Annotated in this window: 18 protein-coding genes; 14 read left to right on the top strand and 4 right to left on the bottom strand. The window is 32.9% G+C overall.

The genetic code is table 11. The features are described from left to right. Positions 1-234: 234 nt before the first annotated feature. Positions 235-2,757: an ATP-dependent Clp protease ATP-binding subunit gene (locus IKK64_01650; protein ID MBR4118766.1), complete on the bottom strand. Its 2,523-nt coding sequence runs from the start codon at positions 2,755-2,757 to the stop codon at positions 235-237. Between the two features lie 380 nt (positions 2,758-3,137). Continuing rightward, the gene (locus IKK64_01645; GenBank protein MBR4118765.1) at positions 3,138-3,284 is read right to left on the bottom strand and encodes a hypothetical protein; all 147 of its coding nucleotides are present in this window, start codon (positions 3,282-3,284) and stop codon (positions 3,138-3,140) included. A 92-nt stretch (positions 3,285-3,376) separates the two neighbouring features. Between IKK64_01645 and IKK64_01640 the strand changes: the two genes are divergently transcribed. The 4 genes from IKK64_01640 (at position 3,377) to IKK64_01625 (ending at position 11,154) form a co-directional block, all read left to right on the top strand. After that, the gene (locus tag IKK64_01640; GenBank protein MBR4118764.1) at positions 3,377-6,679 is read left to right on the top strand and encodes a DEAD/DEAH box helicase family protein; all 3,303 of its coding nucleotides are present in this window, start codon (positions 3,377-3,379) and stop codon (positions 6,677-6,679) included. 61 nt (positions 6,680-6,740) lie between these two features. Then, positions 6,741-9,779: an Eco57I restriction-modification methylase domain-containing protein gene (locus tag IKK64_01635; GenBank protein MBR4118763.1), complete on the top strand. Its 3,039-nt coding sequence runs from the start codon at positions 6,741-6,743 to the stop codon at positions 9,777-9,779. Between the two features lie 163 nt (positions 9,780-9,942). Further along, the gene (locus IKK64_01630) at positions 9,943-10,725 is read left to right on the top strand and encodes a hypothetical protein (GenBank protein MBR4118762.1); all 783 of its coding nucleotides are present in this window, start codon (positions 9,943-9,945) and stop codon (positions 10,723-10,725) included. Positions 10,726-10,830: 105 nt separating this feature from the next. Further along, the gene (locus tag IKK64_01625; protein MBR4118761.1) at positions 10,831-11,154 is read left to right on the top strand and encodes a hypothetical protein; all 324 of its coding nucleotides are present in this window, start codon (positions 10,831-10,833) and stop codon (positions 11,152-11,154) included. A 302-nt stretch (positions 11,155-11,456) separates the two neighbouring features. Here IKK64_01625 and IKK64_01620 read toward each other — a convergent pair whose 3' ends face one another. Further along, positions 11,457-11,846, bottom strand: a complete 390-nt coding sequence (locus IKK64_01620) for a hypothetical protein (GenBank protein ID MBR4118760.1) — start codon at positions 11,844-11,846, stop codon at positions 11,457-11,459. 352 nt (positions 11,847-12,198) lie between these two features. Between IKK64_01620 and IKK64_01615 the strand changes: the two genes are divergently transcribed. The 9 genes from IKK64_01615 to lysA all read left to right on the top strand — a co-directional run bounded on the left by IKK64_01615 (position 12,199) and on the right by lysA (position 20,424). Further along, positions 12,199-13,116: a hypothetical protein gene (locus tag IKK64_01615; protein MBR4118759.1), complete on the top strand. Its 918-nt coding sequence runs from the start codon at positions 12,199-12,201 to the stop codon at positions 13,114-13,116. Positions 13,117-13,629: 513 nt separating this feature from the next. Beyond that, on the top strand, positions 13,630-14,505 hold the full coding sequence (gene purU, locus IKK64_01610; GenBank protein ID MBR4118758.1) for a formyltetrahydrofolate deformylase: 876 nt from the start codon (positions 13,630-13,632) through the stop codon (positions 14,503-14,505). Positions 14,506-14,513: 8 nt separating this feature from the next. Continuing rightward, positions 14,514-15,104, top strand: a complete 591-nt coding sequence (hisH, locus tag IKK64_01605) for an imidazole glycerol phosphate synthase subunit HisH (GenBank protein ID MBR4118757.1) — start codon at positions 14,514-14,516, stop codon at positions 15,102-15,104. A gap of 9 nt (positions 15,105-15,113) precedes the next feature. After that, entirely contained in the window at positions 15,114-15,845 is a 732-nt protein-coding gene (hisA, locus tag IKK64_01600) for a 1-(5-phosphoribosyl)-5-[(5-phosphoribosylamino)methylideneamino]imidazole-4-carboxamide isomerase (protein ID MBR4118756.1), read from the top strand. A gap of 4 nt (positions 15,846-15,849) precedes the next feature. Continuing rightward, positions 15,850-16,605: an imidazole glycerol phosphate synthase subunit HisF gene (gene hisF / locus IKK64_01595; GenBank protein ID MBR4118755.1), complete on the top strand. Its 756-nt coding sequence runs from the start codon at positions 15,850-15,852 to the stop codon at positions 16,603-16,605. A gap of 13 nt (positions 16,606-16,618) precedes the next feature. Continuing rightward, complete coding sequence (locus tag IKK64_01590) at positions 16,619-17,215, top strand: bifunctional phosphoribosyl-AMP cyclohydrolase/phosphoribosyl-ATP diphosphatase HisIE (protein ID MBR4118754.1); 597 nt, start codon at positions 16,619-16,621, stop codon at positions 17,213-17,215. A gap of 12 nt (positions 17,216-17,227) precedes the next feature. Then, positions 17,228-17,920 carry an ATP-binding cassette domain-containing protein gene (locus tag IKK64_01585; GenBank protein ID MBR4118753.1) on the top strand — a complete coding sequence of 231 codons (693 nt, stop codon included), beginning with the start codon at positions 17,228-17,230 and terminating at the stop codon, positions 17,918-17,920. Between the two features lie 14 nt (positions 17,921-17,934). Continuing rightward, positions 17,935-19,245: an aspartate kinase gene (locus IKK64_01580; protein MBR4118752.1), complete on the top strand. Its 1,311-nt coding sequence runs from the start codon at positions 17,935-17,937 to the stop codon at positions 19,243-19,245. Positions 19,246-19,263: 18 nt separating this feature from the next. Continuing rightward, positions 19,264-20,424, top strand: coding sequence for a diaminopimelate decarboxylase (gene lysA / locus IKK64_01575; protein MBR4118751.1), 1,161 nt, complete (start codon positions 19,264-19,266; stop codon positions 20,422-20,424). A gap of 77 nt (positions 20,425-20,501) precedes the next feature. Here the strand turns inward: lysA and IKK64_01570 are convergent, their stop codons facing one another. Then, entirely contained in the window at positions 20,502-21,305 is an 804-nt protein-coding gene (locus tag IKK64_01570) for a DUF1295 domain-containing protein (protein MBR4118750.1), read from the bottom strand. A gap of 135 nt (positions 21,306-21,440) precedes the next feature. On the opposite strand from IKK64_01570, the gene IKK64_01565 reads away from it, so the two are divergent. Next, the coding region (locus IKK64_01565; GenBank protein MBR4118749.1) for a DMT family transporter at positions 21,441-22,148 on the top strand (708 nt) is incomplete at its 3' end.

The following is a 22,148-nucleotide window of genomic DNA, read 5'->3' as shown; positions in this document are numbered from 1 at the left end:
GTTATATAAATTTATTGTTAAAATACATAATACGATTTACATATATTATATGTTCAAAAAAAATGCCAATTTTTAATAACTGACATTTTGTCCTATAAACAAATTAGATATATAAATATATCAAAAAAATAAATCAGGCATATCATCGTAAGGTACGGGGAAAATCCCTTAACTCCATTACTAATACCTGATTTTGTTTCTATAAGAGAAATACATTAAATAAAAACTATAAATTTATCTCTTAATTGAAGATATAATTTTTTTATCTACATCATCATAATCAATAACAAATGTATCTCCATTATGCAACTCATTTGAGAGCATAAGTTCTGCAATCTCATCTTCAAGATATTGTTGAATTGCACGTTTCAAAGGCCTTGCACCATATTGAACATCGCAACCAGCATCGGCAATAAACTCTTTAGCCTTATCTGTTAAACTTAACATATAGCCCATATCAGACAATCTTTTACAGAAATCTTTAAGCTCTAAATCAATAATCTTAAATATAGAATCTCTATTTAAATTGTCGAATATAACAACATCATCAAGTCGGTTTAAAAATTCTGGAGCAAAATATTTATTCAATGCCTTTTTAATAATAGAATGAGCAACACTCTTATTATTAGCAGCATCATTAGTAGTAAAACCAACACCTTGACCAAACTCTTTAAGTTGTTTAGTACCAATGTTTGATGTCATTATAATAATAGTATTCTTAAAGTCGATAAATCTACCAAGACTGTCAGTCAATCTACCTTCATCCATAACCTGAAGTAAAAGATTGAACACATCAGTATTTGCCTTCTCAATTTCATCTAACAACACAACAGAGTAGGGCTTACGTCTAACCCTCTCGGTAAGCTGTCCACCCTCTTCATAACCAACATATCCTGGAGGTGCACCAATTAAACGCGATACGCTAAATTTCTCCATATATTCACTCATGTCAATTCTGATAAGAGCATCTTGCGAATCGAATAGAGACTCCGCTAATTTCTTTGCCAAATATGTCTTTCCAACACCTGTTGGACCTAAGAACATAAATACACCAATAGGTTTTTGAGGATTCTTTAAACCAACTCTATTTCTACGTATAGCCTTAACAACAATATCAATTGCGTCATTTTGTCCGATAACTGACTCCTGCAAAGTTTTGCTCATATTAATAAGTTTATGACTCTCTTCCTCAGCAACCCTCTTTAAAGGAATACCAGACATCATAGCAACAACCTCATCAATAGTAGCAACATCAACAACCTGTTTACGAGCCTTCAATTCATCTTCCCATTCTGATTTTATCTCTTTAAGTTGAACACGAAGTCTCTTTTCTGCATCTCTATGTTTTGCTGCCAATTCAAAATCTTGATTTTTAACAGCATCTAATTTTTGAGAAGACTCTGACTGTATCTGAAGTTCAATATCCTCAAGTTCTTTAGGAGCAACAACATCAGTAATATGCACCTTTGAACCCGCTTCATCCAAAGCGTCAATAGCCTTATCAGGGAAGTTCCTGTCAGTAATATATCTCGAAGTTAGTTTAACACACGCCTCAAGAGCCTCATCAGTATAAGAAACATTATGATACTCTTCGTATTTACCCTTAATTTTTCTCAAGATTTGAAGAGTCTCTTCCTCAGTTGTAGGATTAACAATTATTTTTTGGAAACGGCGTTCCAAAGCACCATCTTTCTCAATGCTTTTACGATATTCATCAAGAGTAGTAGCACCAATACATTGTATCTCGCCACGAGCCAATGCAGGTTTAAGAATATTTGCAGCATCCAACGTACCGGGAGCGCTACCAGCACCAACAATGGTGTGAATTTCATCAATAAACAGAATAATGTCTTTATTCTTGCTTAGCTCCGAAATAATAGTTTTGATACGCTCCTCAAACTGACCTCTATATTTAGTACCTGACAAAATTGCAGCCATATCAAGAGAGACAACACGTTTGTTAAACAATATTCTTGAAACATTATGCTTTACAATTCTAATTGCCAATCCCTCAACAATAGCCGATTTACCAACACCGGGTTCACCAATTAATACAGGATTATTCTTTTTCCTACGACTTAAGATTTGCGACAATCTCTCAATCTCTGTATCCCTGCCAATAACAGGATCTAACTTACCTTCAGAAGCCAATTTAGTAATATCAATACCAAAACTATCCAATACAGGAGTTTTTGACTTAGGAGCATTTGACACCTTCTCAGTCTCAATATCTTTTTGAGTATCCTCTTTTGATTTATCTAACATATCATCATAGTCATCATCCGAGAAAACCGCCTTAACACTATCTTTTTGCACAGACTCTTTATTTGATGAAACTAAATAAGAATAAATCTTTCCGTATGAAATATTCTCTTGCTCTAACAATTTACAAGCATTATTATTCGATTCTTTTAACATCGCTAACAAAATATGTTCACTATCAACTTCATTTGAATTTAAAAGGCGAGCCTCAAGGTTACTAATTTTTAAGATTCTATCAACAACACTACTAACGCCAATCTCAGTAGTATCTAATAGTTTAGCATCCTGAATCATTATCGATTCATCAATAGATTTCTTAATTTTATTTATATCAGCACCTAAAGATGAAATAGCATCAATTGCACTACCAGAGCCCTCACGAATTATCCCTAACAAAAGATGCTCAGGAATAACCTCTCTGTGCCCTGTACGTTGAGCCTCCTCTCTGCTAAATCCAATTATGTTATTATATCTTTTTGAATAAACTTTCTCCATTACTTTAGTAATTCAATTTAAATTACAAACATATAATATATAATTATAACGGCAAATAATGTGCCAAATTATATCAAAATAAATTTTGGATGAATATTTCGTTCTTAGATACAAATAAATATTATCAAAAAATATTTGTATAAATAAAAAAATATTAGAAGTTTAAGAAAATAATTTAGGGATTTAAAAATTTATTTTTTAATTTCGCAATGCCTCAATATCAAAAATTTCTTTTAATAAGAAAATTTGAACTGAGGTAGGACATATTAAAAAGGCGTTTACTACGCTTTGGTTTTGACTCCTTGAAATCTGGCAGTTTCAAAAAGAATGTCAAAAAACAAAGCAACGTGAATGCCCCGTAGGTGTGTTATATACATACCTCAAGTACCAAGTAGCCATTGGTGTACACATACACTATTGGTAACTATTGGTATAGAGTAAGTGTTATACATACATGCGTGGGGTTTCTGCGTTGCTCGTTTCTGACATTCGGGCTTTGCCAGAGCCTCAAGGAGTGAAGCGAGCATAGTGCAGGGCTTCACGCTTTTTTTATGTCTTTATATTTAGGATTACTTTATAAGGGTTGCCGAAGTCCTCTCCCTAAAACTTTGCAAACAGCATGAGTACAAAGTTTTTTAATAACGATGCAGGCAACACTCTCTTCGACAAATTAAAAGGAATAGCCACAGAAATGGCAACTTTCAACCGTTTCTTGGCTGTTGTAGGATTTTTTCGTTCATCAGGTTACTTCAAACTACGAAAAGAGTTAGGCGATATTTCAGAGATAAAAATATTGGTAGGCATCAATATTGATGATATTTTCCGCAAACATAACAAAGCCATTTTTATGCTTGGCAATGAGGCTAAGGCAAAAGAGATCTATCAAAATGGCTTTAAAGAAGATATTATAAAGGCTCAATACTCTCCCGAAATAGAAGGAGGCATATTGCAAATGTGCGAAGACCTTGTATCAGGAAGGCTTCAAATACGTATTCATGATAAAAAGAATCTGCATGCAAAGTTCTATTTATGTTTACCAGATAACCATAGCGAGCATAGCGATGGTTGGGTAATAATGGGTTCTTCCAACATATCCGATTCAGGATTAGGCATTAAGCGACCGCCTCAATATGAGCTTAATGTTGCCATGAAAGATTATGATGATGTAAAGTATTGTTCTGATGAATTTTGGAAATTATGGAACGATGCCGTTCCATTATCAGCCGAAGACATTGACAAATGTAAGAACGATACATATCTATGTAATGAAGATAAACAACCCTCACCATACGAACTATATATAAAAGTACTCATTGATACTTTTGGAGATCAAGTTGAATCAGATTTCACTATTAAATTACCCGAAGGTGTAAAAGATTTAAAGTATCAGAAAGATGCCGTTATACAAGGTTATCAGATGCTAATGCAACATAATGGTTTGTTCCTTGCCGATGTTGTAGGTCTTGGAAAGACCATGATTGCCACAATGATAGCAAAACGGTTTGTTGAACTAAACGGCAAAGGTACAAACATTCTTGTAGTATATCCACCAGCTGTTGAGGATAACTGGAAACAAACATTCAAACAATTTGAGATTAATGATAAAGCCCAATTTATTACCAATGGAAGTTTATCTAAAGTCCTTGACGCACGAGACCGATATAAAAGCAAAGAGGAATTTGATTTAATAATTGTAGATGAAGCACATGGCTTTCGTAGCGATAGTTCAGGCAAATATGACGAATTGCAGAAAATTTGCAAATCGCCCTGTGCTAATATTGGGCTTCTCAAAAGCACTCAAAAAAAGGTAATGCTTTTGTCTGCTACACCACTTAATAACCGCCCAGAAGATCTATTAAACCAACTTCTTTTATTTCAGAATAGCCAAAATTGTACAATAGACGGAATACCAAACTTAAAAGCATTTTTTTCTCCACTAATAACTGAATACAGAAAGTTAATGCGAGAACGTGGAGAAAGAGATGTAACAGCAGATGTAGATGAAATATATGAGCAAATACGTAACAAAGTAATTGATAAAGTAACAGTTCGTCGTACACGTAAGAATATCCTTAATGACCCTGATTACAAGAAAGATATAAAGGAGCAAAACATTACATTCCCAGATATTTTACCACCAAATGAATTAGAATATTTCTTAGACGAGGATACAAGTAATCGTTTTTACGAAACACTAAAACAACTTACCGACGGTAAATCAGACGATAACCCTAAAGGAAAAGGGTTGAATTATGCACGTTACAGAGCAGTTGAGTTTTTAAAGCCTGAATACAGAAAAAAATATAAGAATGCTGAACATATCGGACGAACATTGGCATCGATATACCGCGTACACATGGTAAAGCGATTAGAGAGCAGTTTTCATGCCTTTAAGAAATCGCTTGAGACACTTCTTCGTATCACAACCGATATGATAAAAATGTTTGATGAAGATAAAGTAATAATAGCTCCCGATTTAAAAGTAAAAGAGTTACAAGCAAAAGATATGGAGCTTGACCAAATCATAGAACATGCTATTACAAAAGGATATATAGTTGAAGATATAGTATATAAAGCAGAGGCATTTGATTCTGAATTTTTAAAGATGCTTCAACACGATAAAGAGATTTTAGAGTATTTAAATAAAGATTGGAAGAAAGAAAAAGACGACCCTAAGTTTAATGAATTCTTAGATAATCTAAATAACATATTCTTTGACAAAGATATAAACCCATCGGGCAAATTGGTACTATTCTCTGAAAGTGTTGATACACTCAACTACCTACAAAAACGCCTTACTGAGGAGTTAGGCAGAAAAGATGTTTTAATGGTAACAGCAAAAAATCGCAAACATCTTATTAAAACCATTAAAGAGAACTTTGACGCTAATTACAATAGTGATAAAAAAGAGTATAACATAATAATCACATCAGATGTCTTGGCTGAAGGCGTTAACCTGCATCGCTCAAACGTAATAATAAATTATGACTCACCTTGGAATGCAACCCGACTAATGCAACGCATTGGCCGTGTTAACCGTATTGGCTCGGTTGCCCCTAAAATTTACAACTTTATGTTTTACCCTTCGCAACAAGGCGATAAAGAGATTCAACTCTATAAAAATGCACTTGTTAAGTTGCAAGGATTTCACTCAGCATTTGGCGAAGATGCACAAATATACTCTCGTGAAGAGATTGTAAAAGAGTTTAAGATGTTTGATACAGATGTTAAAGATAATATTGACAAGAGAATGGCTCTATTACGAGAAGTAAGAGAACTATATCATTCAAACAAGAAACTATACTACAAAATAAAATCTCTACCTAAAAAAAGCCGAGTAATGCGAAATACAGGCGAACACAGCGGAGAGTCATTAGTATTCATATCATCAAATTTTAAGACAGAATATTATTTGGCAACAAATAGCACAACAGTGGTAATAGATTTTTTAGATGCAGTTGAAATACTAAAAGCTGACCCCGAAGAGCATGCAGTTAAGTTTAATAACGATGAACAACACTACAAACATGTAAATAACGCTCTGTGTAAATATATAACAGAATATACTGAAGCAGCAGACACAGACTCTTTTAACACAAAAGACCTTGATAAAACTTCACTTGAAGCCAAAAAGTTTTTACGGAATATACAACAAGTTACAACTGATGATGAACTGAAAAAACAGTGTAATATTCTAACTAAATATATCGATGAAGGAATATATACACAATTACCCCGACGTCTCAAAGCCATATCAAGAAAATACAGAGGAGATAAGACCAAAATTAAAGATGACGAGTACAATATACACAAAGAAATAGATACTCTACTAAAAGAGTATAAAACATTAGATAACGAGCAACGGAACAATAATAGAGATATATCTGATCCTCAAATTATTATCTCTGAAACATTCGTATAGCAAGGCAAAAGAGTTCAATAAAACTAAAGTTTAAAATAAATCACAATCATCACACACAACTATGGCAACCATATATAATTCTGATAATTTAAGAAGTCTGTTTCGTTCGCAATTTGATATGAAACTATGGTATTCATTCCTTCAATATTTTTTCAAAGCAACAACGTTACGGGTTACACCAGAAAAAATAGAAAACGAACAAGACAACGATGGATACTATTTAGGGGAAATTGAGACTTCGGATAGTTATAGAATAGGTCTATTTTATTATAAAATAGAGCAAGGCTCAGTACTTAATAGGAGGGTAGGGTTGCGTAATCTTGTAAGATGCTATATAAACCCAACGTGGGGTAATTTTGAAGCAGCAATAGCAGTCTTTGATAGTGGTGACCATTGGCGTTTGTCATTTATTAGCGACATTAAAGGAGAATCAACATCGCCAAAACGCTATACATACCTATTTGGTGATAGTGAGTTACTATATAAAACAGCAATAGACCGCTTCAACTTTATACAAAACAAGGGGGTCTCATTTGAAAATCTTAAAAAGGCATTCTCTGTCGAGGCCCTTTCAGATGAATTCTTCAACAGATATCGTGAGCAATATGCAAATTTCATAGAACATATTACAGGCAAACGCTTTGTTAAAGTTGGCAATAAATGGGAAGAGAGAATGTGTTCAGAGCCAAATACTGAATTGATGCAGGCATTTAATTACGATGAAAAGAGAGTACGCGACTATATAAAAAAGATGATGGGACGTATAACATTCCTACATTTTTTGCAACGCAAAGGTTGGATGTGTGGCGACCTTAACTATATGCAAAATATGTTTAATCGTTCAGCATATCAAAATGATTATCTTGATTCTGTTCTTGAACCTCTTTTCTTTGGTATTTTAAACACTAAACCCGAAGAACGTGATGCACTATTTACGCAAGAGGGGTGGGATAAATCGTTACTTGCCGAGTGGGGAGAAATACCATATCTGAATGGTGGACTATTTGAAAAAGATACAAACGATGAAACAACTTGTGCCTTTCCTGCAGGATACTTTAAAGATTTATTCCAATTTTTCAGCGAATATAACTTTACCATTGATGAAAACGACCCCAATGATGCAGAGATTGGTGTTGACCCTGAAATGTTAGGAAAAATATTTGAAAACCTACTCGAAGATAACAAAGATAAAGGAGCATTTTATACTCCAAAAGAGATTGTACGCTATATGTGTCAGGAGTCGCTTATTGCCTACCTTGAAACCAATACAAGCATAGCAAAAGATAAAATTCGCCAATTCGTGCTTTCTCCTGAAGAGGGTATCAAAGATATACCAGAGATTAAGAAACCTAAACTTCTCGCAGCACTTGAAGAGGTAAAGATTTGCGACCCTGCCATTGGCTCGGGAGCATTCCCTATGGGTTTGCTCAACGAGTTATTGCATTGTCGGGAAGTGTTGAGTGGTAAGCATTACGACCGTGCCGAGATTAAGAAGAACATTATCCAAAACAACATCTATGGAGTGGATATTGAGAAAGGTGCAGTTGATATTGCTCGTTTACGATTTTGGCTCTCAATTGTTGTTGATGAAGAGGAGGCATCGCCATTGCCTAACCTTGACTATAAGATTATGCAAGGCAATTCACTAATAGAGAGTTATAAAGGTATTGATTTAAGCGAACTAACTTATAAAAAGAAATCAAAAAATGATAGCAATACTTTAAGTATATTTGATGATGATATAAATAGAGAACAAAAAATATTATCTCAATTATTAACAAACTACTACTCTTGTAGCGACCATAATACTAAACAAACAATAAGAGAACGCATAAAAGAGACTATAAATAAACAATTAGAGGTACAATATTTTGATGAAAACATATTAAATGAACTCAAAAATATTAACCTTGCCGAAAACAACAAATTCTTCCTTTGGCATACTTGGTTTAGCGATGTTTTTAATAAGGAAAAAGATAAAAACGGCTTTGATATTGTGATTGGTAATCCACCATATGTAAATTTTGCAAATATTAAATCTGTTGAGTATCGAACAATTCTAAAAGAAAAATTTTATTCAACAAAGAACAAATGTGATTTATATGCTTTTTTTATTGAGTTTGGTTTTGATTTATTGAATTATAATGGTATTATAACTTACATAGTACCACACACTTGGAAGGCAACTGATAGTTTCTCAAAACTAAGAGAAATTTTATTTACAAAACATAATGTTGTACAAATAGTTAATCTTGAAATGGGCGTATTTGAAGCAACCGTTCAACCTCTAATTATATTAGCAAGTAAAAAATTTAAGAAACAGAATTGTATTAAAATATTAAATAACAATTACATTCATATTAATGATATAAATATAGAAGAAATATTATCATCAAAAGAATATATTATTGATACAACATCTTCAGCATCAGAAAAAAATATTTTTAGAAAAATTGAAAAAGATTCATTATTGTTGTCTAATTATATAAAATTTTCTCGTGGTATTAAAACAAGTAATGATAAGAAATTTATTAATACTGAAATTATATCCGTTAATGAACAAAAAAAAGTATTTAGAGGAAGAAACATAAGAGCTTATCAATTAAATTGGGACGGAGAATATATATGGTATCGACCAGACCTTATGAGAGAAAAGGCTGGTTGCGTTCCTCATACAAAAGAGTTTTTTGAAGTAGCAGAAAAATTGATTACTCAAAGAATCTCTCGTCAATTACTTGTTGCTTATGATGATAAGCAAAATTATTTTTTAGACACGACAAATGTATCCAATTATTCTACATGGGACAAAAAAACTCCTATTAAGTTTTTGTGTGGATTACTTAATTCAAAACTTATAAATTTTTGGTATTGTAAAAAATATCTAATGCCAACTATCGGAGGATACGAGTTGCATTCTATACCAATAAAAACCATAAATGACTATAGTACATTTATCTCATTGGTAGATGAGGCAATTTCAGCAGCTCAGCAAAATAATTACAATATTCTACATGTTAAAATGAAAGAGATTGATAATATTGTTTATAGTATATATGGACTAACTGAAGAAGAAATTGCAATTATTGAAAATGCTATTTAAGTAATAACTGACATTTTTACATTTAAGTTAATTTGTCATTGAAATTAAGACATTTTGTCAGTATTTTACAAAATTACATATTATTTAACATTTGGCACGATATTTGAAGTTAAATTAATAACCAGCAATAGTGCTGGGAAATAAATTTATAAATAAAATAATTATGAATATAGTACTAAAGACCCCTGAACAGCAAATTGACGATCAGATTAGTGAAATAAAACATCTTCCTCATAATGATTCTTTACAAGCTCAGAATGAATATGAAGAAATAAAACCTCTATTGATGTCTCTTGGATTAGATTTGACTAATGTAAAAAGGAGACATGGACTACCAATTGATTTTGAATTGAAATATAAAGATAAAAATATTGCAATAGAAGTGACAGATGTTAGACCATATTTTGAGGATTATAAAATTGAAAAAAAAGCAACAGAAGTTGTGGTAGAAGAAGTTATCAGAAATATGATAACGGTAGATACAATGTCTTATTTTAAGATAGATATTCTCTTAAAGAAAAAGACATACGCAACTAAAGGGCTTAAAACAAATTTAGATTTCCTCAAAGAGATAGAGGAATTTCTTCAAAATGGGAAAAGCAAGAAATCAGAATATATTGAATCTTTATCAAAAAGTGAATATACTGATGTAGATACCCAAAAAGGTAATATCTTCTTTAATTTTCAATATGAAGGTTTCTTGTCAAGAATACCAATTCAATGTATATATAATGCCATTAGCAAAAAAGAAAAAAAATTAATAGGATATAAAACTTCGTATGGAGAATATTTTGATGAATATTGGTTGTGTATTGGACTTCCTTTAGAAGAACGCGGTTACTCTGTTGGTGGATCGAGTCTTGAATCTAATTTTATATCTGATTATGAGCGTATATATATAACACAACAACTTCCATTAAAGACAATTTTATTGTATAGTAAATAGCCTGCAAAAGCAGGCTATATTTTTTTGTATTTGTTGATAACTTTTTACAATAACATATACGGTATATGTAAAATCATACATATATTCGCAATATTTAATTATAATATGAAAAACAAAGTATATGTATTTAATAATCCTGAACGGGATAATACTGAATCTGCACGACATTTAGCATTGGCTGTGATAAAACAGCCAGCATTATATGAGACTATCAAATTTATTTTTGATGGTTGCCATGGACATAACCCTGAAATTTCTGAAAAGACAATTGATGATGCTTTTGATTATCTAATCAATTGTGAAAAAGCGACATTATATGCACAAGAATTAACAAAAGATATACGAGATAAATTGATTAAACAAATAGAACTAAATAGTAATATTCGAAAAGAATGGTTTAAATCTATACTTAAAGTAAAAGAGGAATAGGTTAATGGTATTATAAAAAATAATGCTACCTTAGCACCTATGAAAAAGCGTTCTTTTCAATAATGCAGAATAAGAGATAAGGGAACTTCGCTTGTTTCTAAATCGTTACCTGACGAAAATTATAGTTCTCGAAATCGTTTGTTTTCAACAAGAAATAAGAAATGCTATGACTCGCCACATGAATATTGTAGTACTTAAAAAGACAATCCCTAATTATGTATCAGATCTTATAAAAATAATTAATATTTGAAAATTCTTATTTAATACTTATAATAAACAATATCAATTATAATTAACTCAAATCAATCTAACCCATGCCCTCTAATAATTTTATCAAAGGCATACTCAGGAATGACTTCTTCTACTGATGATACTGCACAGTCTAATATTAGAGTAGTAGATAAACAATCTTTCATTTTCATAAGATTGTTATAATTCCATATATGCCCTTTAGAACGAATAACAGACTCTGAGGTTTCAACAAATCCCTTTCTTATAAATAAATACCCATAATCGCTGGACATAATTTTAGTACATGTAATTATGCTCTCAAAATCATTACTTCTTAAAGTGTTAGAAATATGATTAATATCAAGCTTTACTTTCGCTTGATAAGGGGTATGAGGATCTATCTTATCAAGATATTTTCCAACGGCTTTAGCAGCGGCTTTTCTTTCATCTTTTCCTTTCATTATTTACAGTTTAATTAGAATTTAATATTTACTACAAATATAATACTGAAAGTTACCTAAAACTATGGAATATAAAAATATTTTCAAACACGCATAAATACTAAATTAAGAGGCATATTCGCGAATATATTTTACTGTAATTATCTCAAATTTAAAAATAAATGAGAGAAAAAACTCTATTTGTCAGAGGTCTGCTTTAAATTGTAAGTTATCAGTTACACTGACCACCATTATAGTCTGCACTTCCGCAGACTATTTTATTATCAACAATGTTGAAAACTTGATTGCTAAGTATGAGGAAAATAAAAAACTTAGTTTTAACTTTGGAGAAAATAATTTAATAAGGTAGAATATGAATAACAAAGAATCTGAAGAAAAAATCTATAAATCAATTAAACAGATTATGATTTGGAATAAAGAAATTTTTAAAAAAATACTTATAGCTTCAGGGATATGTATAATATGCATTGTGATCATCCCTATACTTATAAACAGTTTAATACTCAAACCAAGATTATTTGAAAGTGTTGGTTCAGGTGTTGATTGGCTAATGTTTTGGGGAGGATATTTAGGAGCTATTATAAGTGCATCTGCAGCTTTTATAATTCTATACATACAGAGAAAAGATAATGAGAGACAAAATAAAGAAAACAGGAGAGTGTATGAAAATAATCGTCAACTTCAAATTAGCATACTTGAATATCAGAAAAAAAGTCAATGGTTGGAAAATTTAAAGTCAAATTGTATTGATTATTACAATGCATTTAATCAAAATGACATAATAGATTTATTTAATCTAATAAATAAAAATAATGCAAATTCTATAATGGAAGCTAAACAATTTGTTAATTCTTTAATTGACAGACATAATAAGGTTGTTTTTGCATTAGAGTTTTTATTTCCCCAAAATAAAGACAAGGAAGAAATTAAATTGTTTTTTAAATTAGAAGAATATAATCATGTTTACCAAGCTTTAATAAAAGATGCTCAATATATAATTATACAATTAGAAAAAAGCTCAGACACAAACCTTTTAATTGATGGTATAGATGAATATGAAAAACGAAATGTCATACCCCAAGTGACAAATAATCGTATAGTTTCAATATTAAGATCAAAAAAATATATTAGCAAAATAGGAGGTCTTACAGATATATTAAAAAAACTACTTATTGCACGCCAAAATTTTAGTCCTTGTTTAATACAAAGGACATTATCTGAGTTATGCTATTACGAAGAAGATAAAATAAACAAGACTATTAAAATATAATGTATAGCCTGCAAAAGCAGGCTATATTTTTTTGTATTTGTTGATAACTTAGTAAGACAATTATAGGTAATTATAATAGTTTATCATAATTTTGAAGAAAATATAAAAACGAGTAAAAAAGTTATCTGCTTATAGCCATTAGTTGCCCAAAATGCCTTTAAAGGGCAAAAAGGGATAAAGGCAGGAAAAGGCTTTTAATTAGAAATGAGGGATTAGAAATTAGTACAGCACTACGTGTAAAAATGCCTTTAAGGGTTAAAGGGTAAAGTTTGATGATGCATTATACGCTTAAAGTGGAGAAACGAGCATAAAGATACACTGTAGTTCCTCTTACATCCTTTTAGACCTTTCAACCCTTTTAGCCTTTCTCATATCAACCACAACTTCTAATAACTGATAAGTGAAAACTAATAATTAGTTACAATAAGTAAAATTTGTGCAATAATTACTTTATAAAATAAGTAAAAATTGCACATTTTTTTGTATCTTCGCAATTTGAAAAATATTATCAGTATGCAAGAGAAGAAAACTAACAGCAAAAGTGCAATTTTATTGATGCACTGTCCTGACCAACCGGGTATTATTGCTGTTATGACAGAGTTTATTACAAAGAATGGAGGTAATATTCTTTACCTAGACCAATATGTTGATCGTACCAACAAGATATTTTTTATGCGATTGGAGTGGGATTTGACTAATTTTATTATTCCACAAGAGAAGATTGAAGAGTTCTTTGGCACTCTTTATGGTCAGAAATATAATATGGATTTCAAACTTTATTTCAGCGACCAAAAGCCAAGAATGGCAATTTTTGTTTCAAAAATGTCGCACTGTATTTACGATCTTCTTGCTCGTTATGCTGCAGGAGAGTGGGATGTTGAAATCCCTATTATTGTTAGTAACCACCCCGATATGGAGATTGTTGCAAAACAATTTGGTATTGATTATGCCTACTTTCCAATTACCAAAGAGAATAAAGCAGAGCAAGAGGCTAAAGAGATTGCATTGTTAAGAGAGAAAGGTGTTACATTTATTGTTCTTGCTCGTTATATGCAAATACTTTCGCCTGAATTTATTGATTTGTTCCCCAATAAGATTATTAATATTCACCACTCATTCCTTCCTGCCTTTGTGGGTGCTAAACCTTATCATGCAGCGTTTGAGCGTGGTGTTAAACTGATTGGTGCAACAAGCCACTATGTTACAAGCGATTTGGATGCCGGTCCTATCATTGAACAGGATATTACCCGCATTTCGCACAAAGATACTATCGATAATCTCGTAGGCAAGGGTAGAGATTTGGAAAAAATTGTTCTTTCTCGTGCTGTTGCCAAACACATTGATAGAAAGATTCTTGTTTACAAGAATAAGACAATAGTTTTTAATTAATAACTCCGATGAAAGTTGTAATAATTAAATATAACGCTGGAAATATCTACTCTGTATATTGTGCTCTTAAAAGAGTTGGTGTTAATGCAATTATTACAGACGACAAGGAGATTATTAAGAGTGCCGATAAGGTTATATTCCCGGGAGTGGGAGAGGCTGCTTCTACAATGAAGTACCTTAAAGAGCATGGATTGGATGTATTGATTAAAGGTCTTAAACAACCTGTATTGGGCATTTGCATTGGTATGCAGTTAATGTGTCGCCACTCTGAAGAGGGCAATGTTGATTGTTTAGGTATTTTTGATGCAGAGGTTAAGCGTTTTGTTCCTGAATGTCACGAGCATAAAGTTCCGCACATGGGTTGGAACAGTTTGTTTGAGATTGACAACTCGGTGTTTAACTGCAACATAAATAATGAATTTGTCTATTTTGTACACAGTTATTATGTACCATTATGCAGTAATACTGTTGGCAAATGCGATTACATTCAGCCTTTTAGTGCTGTTTTAAAGAAGGACAATTTTTATGCTACTCAATTTCACATTGAAAAGAGTGGTAGTGTAGGAGAGGATATTTTAAGAGGCTTTTTAAATTTATAGTACAAACAGATGATTGAACTTGTTCCTGCCATAGATATTATTGATGGCAAATGTGTAAGGCTTTCGCAAGGCGATTACCAACAAAAAACTGTCTATTCGGCTCAACCCGAAGAGATGGCAAAGATTTTTGAGGGTAGTGGTGTTAGACGTCTGCACGTTGTTGATTTAGATGGAGCAAAGAGCAAACATATTGTTAATTATAAAGTGCTTGAACGCATTGCAACTCAAACCTCACTAATTATTGACTTTGGTGGTGGTTTAAAGAGCGACGATGATTTAAGAATTGCTTTTGAGAGTGGGGCTTCGATGGTTACTGGTGGCAGCATTGCAGTTAAAGAGCCAGAGACTTTTTTATCGTGGATTAAGAGATATGGTGCCGACAAAATTATTTTGGGTGCCGATGCAAAAGATAAAAAAATTGCCGTAAGTGGTTGGCAAGAGAACTCTGATTTGGAATTAATTGAGTTTGTACGCAACTACTTGAATTTAGGTGTAAAAAAGTGCATCACCACCGATATTAGCAAAGATGGTATGCTCAAAGGTCCTTCAATAGAACTATATAAAGAGATGTTGGAGAAACTCCCAGAGTTATATATAATTGCAAGTGGAGGTGTATCTTCAATGGCAGATATTGAGGCTTTAGATGAGGCTTCAATACCTGCTGTTATTTTTGGAAAAGCCTTTTACGAAGGGCGTATTACTATTAAAGATATTGAAAATTATATAATTGCAAACAAATAAGTATATGTTAGCAAAAAGAATTATACCATGTTTAGACGTCAAAGACGGAATGGTAGTTAAAGGTGTAAATTTTGTCAATTTCAGAAATGCAGGAGATCCTGTTGAACTTGGCAAACAATATAGCGAGCAAGGTGCCGATGAACTTGTATTTTTGGATATTACAGCATCGTACGAAGGTCGCAAAACATTTACAGACGTTGTAAAACGAGTAGCTGAAAATATTAATATTCCTTTTACTGTTGGTGGTGGTATTACAGAACTTTCGGATGTTGAACGTCTACTAAATGCAGGTGCTGATAAAGTTTCGTTAAACTCATTAGCACTTAAAAACCCACAAATAATTGATGATATTGCCAAAAACTTTGGTGCTCAAGTTTGTGTGGTTGCCATTGACGCTAATTACGAAAACGATATGTGGCGTTGCTATGTAAATGGTGGACACGTTCCAACAGATAAAGACCTATTCTCATGGGCAAAAGAGGCAGAGAGTAGGGGAGCAGGAGAGATTCTGTTTACAAGTATGAGCCACGATGGTATGAAGATTGGATTTCCCAACGATGCTCTTCGCACGTTAAGCGAGACTTTGAATATCCCTGTAATTGCTTCAGGCGGTGCAGGCTCAATGAAAGATTTTAAAGATGCTTTTGAATTAGGCAAAGTTGATGCTGCTCTTGCTGCAAGTGTTTTCCATTTTGGAGAGATTAAAATACCTGAACTTAAAGCATATCTGGCTGAAAACAATATTTGTGTAAGACTTTAACAATTGATATATAATGAAACTTGATTTTAACAAAATGGGAGGTTTAATCCCTGCTATTATACAAGATAGTTGCACAGGCAAAGTTCTTATGCTCGGGTTTATGAACGAGGAGGCTTTAGCAAAAACTCAAGAGATTGGAAAAGTTACTTTCTTTAGTCGTACAAAAAATAGATTGTGGACAAAAGGAGAGACAAGTGGTAACTTCTTAAATGTGGTATCTATTGCTGTAGACTGTGATAACGATACACTTTTAATTAAAGTAAAACCTGTAGGTCCAGTATGTCATACAGGTAGCGACACTTGCTTTGGAGAGACTAACGAAACGGATCTTTTCTTTTTATCTTATTTACAAGATTTCATAGACCGCCGCAAACAAGAAATGCCTGAAGGCTCTTACACCACTTCACTATTTAAGAAAGGTGTTAACCGTATGGCTCAGAAAGTGGGAGAGGAGGCTGTTGAGACTGTTATTGAAGCAACTAACGGAACAGACGAAGGATTCTTGTATGAGGCTTCTGACCTAATATATCACTTAATTGTACTGCTAACTTCAAAAGGTCACAGAATTGAAGAGTTGGCTCAAGAACTAAAAAAACGCCACAAAGAGTAATCATTTAAGATTATGAACGGAGAGGTATTAATTAATTATGAAGGAGTTGACGTATATCGTAAAGAACTAAACGTACTACGCAATATCAACTTCAAATTACACGAAGGTGAGTTTGTATACTTTATAGGTAAGGTAGGCAGTGGAAAGAGTAGCCTACTTAAAACTTTCTATGCCGATGTTCCCGTTGAAGGAGGTTCGGCAAGAGTTTTTGACTATGATATGACTTCGCTTCGACAAAAAGATATTACTCAACTTCGCCGCAAAGTTGGTATTATATTTCAAGACTTTCAACTTTTAACTGACCGCTCAGTTCGCGAAAACTTAGAGTTTGTATTAAAAGCAACAGGGTGGAAAGATAAAAACGAAATTGATGAACGTGTTGAAGAGGTACTTACTTTGGTTGGTATGCAAACTAAAGCATACAAAGAGCCTCATGCCTTATCGGGAGGAGAACAACAACGCATTGTTATTGCAAGAGCAATGCTGAACTCTCCCAAAATAATCTTTGCCGATGAGCCTACCGGTAATCTTGATACTGAAACTGGAAACAAGATTGCCCAATTGCTACACGATATCTGCAAACAAGGCACAGCGGTTATAATGACAACACACAACCTCAATATTGTAAACGATTATCCCGGTAGGGTAATTAAATTTGAGGATAAACATATATACGAATCTATTACCGAAAACAAGAACGAATAATATAAAACAAAAAAATGAAAGTCCTTAAGTTTGGCGGAACATCAGTTGGTTCTGCACAGAGAATGAAAGATGTTGCAAAAATTATATGCAACGGTGAACAAAAGATTGTTGTTCTCTCTGCTATGTCAGGAACTACCAATACATTGGTAGAGATATCAGATTATCTTTATAAGAAAAACCCAGAGGGTGCAAACGAGATAATCAATACTCTTCAAAAGAAATACGATGGCGTAATTAACGAACTTTTCGCTACCGATGAGTGTAAGATTGCTGCTAAAGAGAGATTAAATCTTAATTTCGAGTTAATTCGTTCATTCACAAAATCTCTTTTCACTCTATTTGAGGAGAAAGTTGTTTTGGCTCAAGGAGAGTTAATGTCAACTGCATTGGTTAATATGTATCTAAACGAGATTGGAGTAAAATCTGTTATTATTCCTGCATTGGACTATATGCGTATCGACAAGAATGATGAACCAGATACATTATATATTAAAGAGCATCTACCAAGTCTTTTAGAGAGCGAGAAAGATGCTGAAATATATATCACTCAAGGATATATATGCCGAAACCCATACGGCGAAATAGACAACCTAAAACGTGGAGGCAGCGACTATTCTGCTTCTCTAATTGGTGGTGCAATTCAAGCAGAGGAGATTCAAATTTGGACTGACATTGACGGAATGCACAATAACGATCCACGCATTGTAGAGGGAACTAAACCTGTTCGTGAGTTGTTCTTTGAAGAGGCTGCTGAGTTAGCATACTTCGGTGCAAAAATTTTACACCCTACTTGTATTCTTCCTGCTAAGATAAACAACATTCCTGTTCGCTTGTTAAATACTATGCAACCCGATGCTCCAGGAACAACTATCTACAACAACTCAGAGAGCGGAACTATTAAGGCTGTTGCAGCAAAAGATGGCATTACTGCAATCAAAATAAAATCGGGCAGAATGTTATTGGCTTACGGATTCTTACGTAAAGTATTTGAGATATTTGAAAGTTATCGCACTCCAATTGATATGATTACAACCTCTGAGGTTGGAGTATCTGTAACTATTGACAATACAAAATATCTTCAAGAGATTCTTGATGACCTTAAGAAATTCGGTACTGTTACTGTTGATGAAGATATGGTTATTGTTTGCGTTGTAGGCGACTTGGAATGGAACAATGTTGGTTTTGAAACTAAAGTATTAGATGCAATGAAAGATATACCTGTTCGTATGGTATCATACGGAGGTAGCAATTATAATATCTCAATGCTTATCAAAGCCGAAGATAAAAAACGTGCATTGGTTTCACTAAGTAAAGAGTTATTCTAAATTTTGAATATGAGAAATATAACAAGCAATTTCCCTGTTGATAAGTTTAAAGAGATTCAAACTCCTTTTTACTATTACAACACCGATTTGCTAAAAGCAACTTTATCTGCTATAAATACAGAAGTTAGTAAATATGACAATTATCATGTTCACTATGCTGTAAAGGCAAATACCAACCCTACAATATTAGGCATAATAAAAGATGCAGGATTGGGTGCTGACTGCGTTAGTGGTGGAGAAATTGAAGCCGTCCTAAAAGCAGGTTTTGCTCCTGAGAAAATTGTATTTGCTGGAGTAGGGAAGAGCGATTGGGAGATTACCCTTGCATTAGAAGCAGGTATCAGTTGTTTTAATGTAGAATCAATCCCAGAATTGGAGAACATTAACGAAATAGCAAAAGGAATGAATAAAATTGCTTCCGTTGCTCTTCGTATAAATCCAAATGTTGATGCTCATACTCATAGTTATATTACAACAGGGTTAAGCGAAAATAAATTTGGTATTGATATTACACTCATTGATAAAGTATTAGACAAACTCTCAGAACTTAAAAACGTGAAACTTATAGGTTTGCACTTCCATTTTGGTTCTCAAATAACCGATATGGATTCGTTTAGAAGTTTAGCAATTAGAGTAAATGAAATACAAGAGATATTTTATCGCAGAATGATAATTGTTGAAAGTATAAATGTTGGCGGAGGATTGGGCGTTGACTATCAAAATCCTGATAAAAATGCAATTCCCACATTTCATGAATATTTTGAAACATTCCGTAAACATTTGGCACTACGACCAATACAACAACTACACTTTGAATTAGGTCGTTCAGTTGTATGCCAATGCGGATCTCTAATTTCTAAAGTTCTATATGTAAAAGAGGGTATTGATAAAAAGTTTGTGATACTTGATGCTGGAATGACAGAGTTAATTAGACCTGCACTATATCAAGCATATCACAAAATTGAGAACATTACTGCAGACTCTTCTAAAAAAGAGATATATGATGTAGTTGGTCCTATATGCGAGTCGTCTGATTGTTTTGGCAAAGCAATAGAACTACCAGAAACAAAACGTGGAGATATATTTGCAATACGTTCTGCTGGTGCTTACGGAGAAATTATGGCTTCGCAGTATAATTGTAGAAGATTACCTAAATCATACTTCTCAGACACAATTTAATAGATAAGACAAAAAATAACCTCAGCATAATGCTGGGGTTATTTTTTATATATTTACCAAAGTAGTATCCTATTATTCTATGCCTTTAGCCAAGAATATTTAGCAACACTATAAATAGGAAGGAATGGAATAATCAGAGGAGTCTTTTTGATATATGATTTAAATTCAGGATCATTGCCGTATGTCTCATTTTGTCGTAATTCAATTCTGCGAGCACCACTAAACATAACATATACAATTCCTATATATCCCAATAGTGCAATTATCCATTGCCAAACTGAACAAGATACTCCAAAGCAAAATATAAAACATCCAGTCCAAACCAAAATCTCTCCAAAATAGTTAGGACAACGGACTATCTTATACAAACCTTTATCTACAAATCTGTTAGCATTAATCTTTTTAGCACTATTCTTTTGTGCATCAGCAATAGTCTCTGTCAAAAATCCTATCAAAGCAATAGCAGAGCCTATCCACGCAACAACCTCTTTCCCAAAATGGAAATATCCTATATTATCTAAATAGAATGTTACTGGACTAACTTGCCCCACATACAACAAAGCACATGAAATCCATATCATAAACATTACAAAAAGAGGCTTCTTTGTTGTATTATCGGGCTGATACAAAATCTTTTTATATGATGCCGATCTCTTTTCTCTTATCAACAAATATCCTGCTAATCTTAGTCCATACACCAACAACACTCCACATAATATTGCAGATGGAGGTGTAATTACATCTTTAAAAATAATTAATGTTGTTATTGCCAATGCTGTAATTGACAACCCATAACCAATACTAAAGAAATAGATAAAATAAAACCAACCTACTGCTGAAACAGCAAGTGATACCGCTAATAAAATCCACAAATAACTCATAATATTTAGTTTTAATGTTATACCCACAAAAGGAATCCCTACAAAGATATATATTTTTAAAATATGTTTATTTATCATTTAAACAATTGTTACCCCTTTTATTATTAATTTTGCGAAGAAAATAATAAAATAAAAATGACATCACCTCAAAAATCAATATTTCAAAGACCTATATGGGTTGTAATATTTGCACTAACTGCGGCAATTTCATGGGGTTGGGCATACCCGCTCATAAAACTTGGATTTGCAGAATTTGAGATTACCTCTCAAATGACTGGTAGCAAAATACTATTTGCAGGTATAAGATTTGCTATTTCAGGAATAATAATACTTGCAATTGCCAAATCTGTTAATCGCAAATTCAGTGTTACAAAAGGTGTTGACTGGCTGTATATATTGGTATTCTCTTTAATGAATACAGCTTTACACTACGCTTTTTTTTATATTGGATTGTCACATAGTCAAGGAGCAAGAGCATCAATTCTCAACTCATTGGGAACATTCATTTTGGTATTATTAGCCTGTATGTTCTTTAAAAGCGACAAACTAACAATAAAAAAGATTATTGGATGTGTTGTTGGATTTGCGGGAGTATTTGCTCTAAACTTTGGCAATGGTAATAGCGGAAGTTTTACAATGCTTGGAGATGGCATGATAATTCTAAATGCGCTGTGTTCTGCTATTGCAGGTTTAATGACTCGAGGATTGGGTAGGAGAGTGGATATATTTGTTGGAACAGGTTATAGCCTTACGATTGGAGGTGTTTTACTTATTATCCCAAGTATATTAATTGGCGGAACATTACCAAACATAACTATTAACGGAATTATAATTTTATCTCTT

Source organism: Bacteroidales bacterium (genome assembly GCA_017521245.1).
Classification (GTDB): domain Bacteria; phylum Bacteroidota; class Bacteroidia; order Bacteroidales; family G3-4614; genus Caccoplasma_A.
This window is presented reverse-complemented; position numbering and strand designations above follow the sequence as displayed.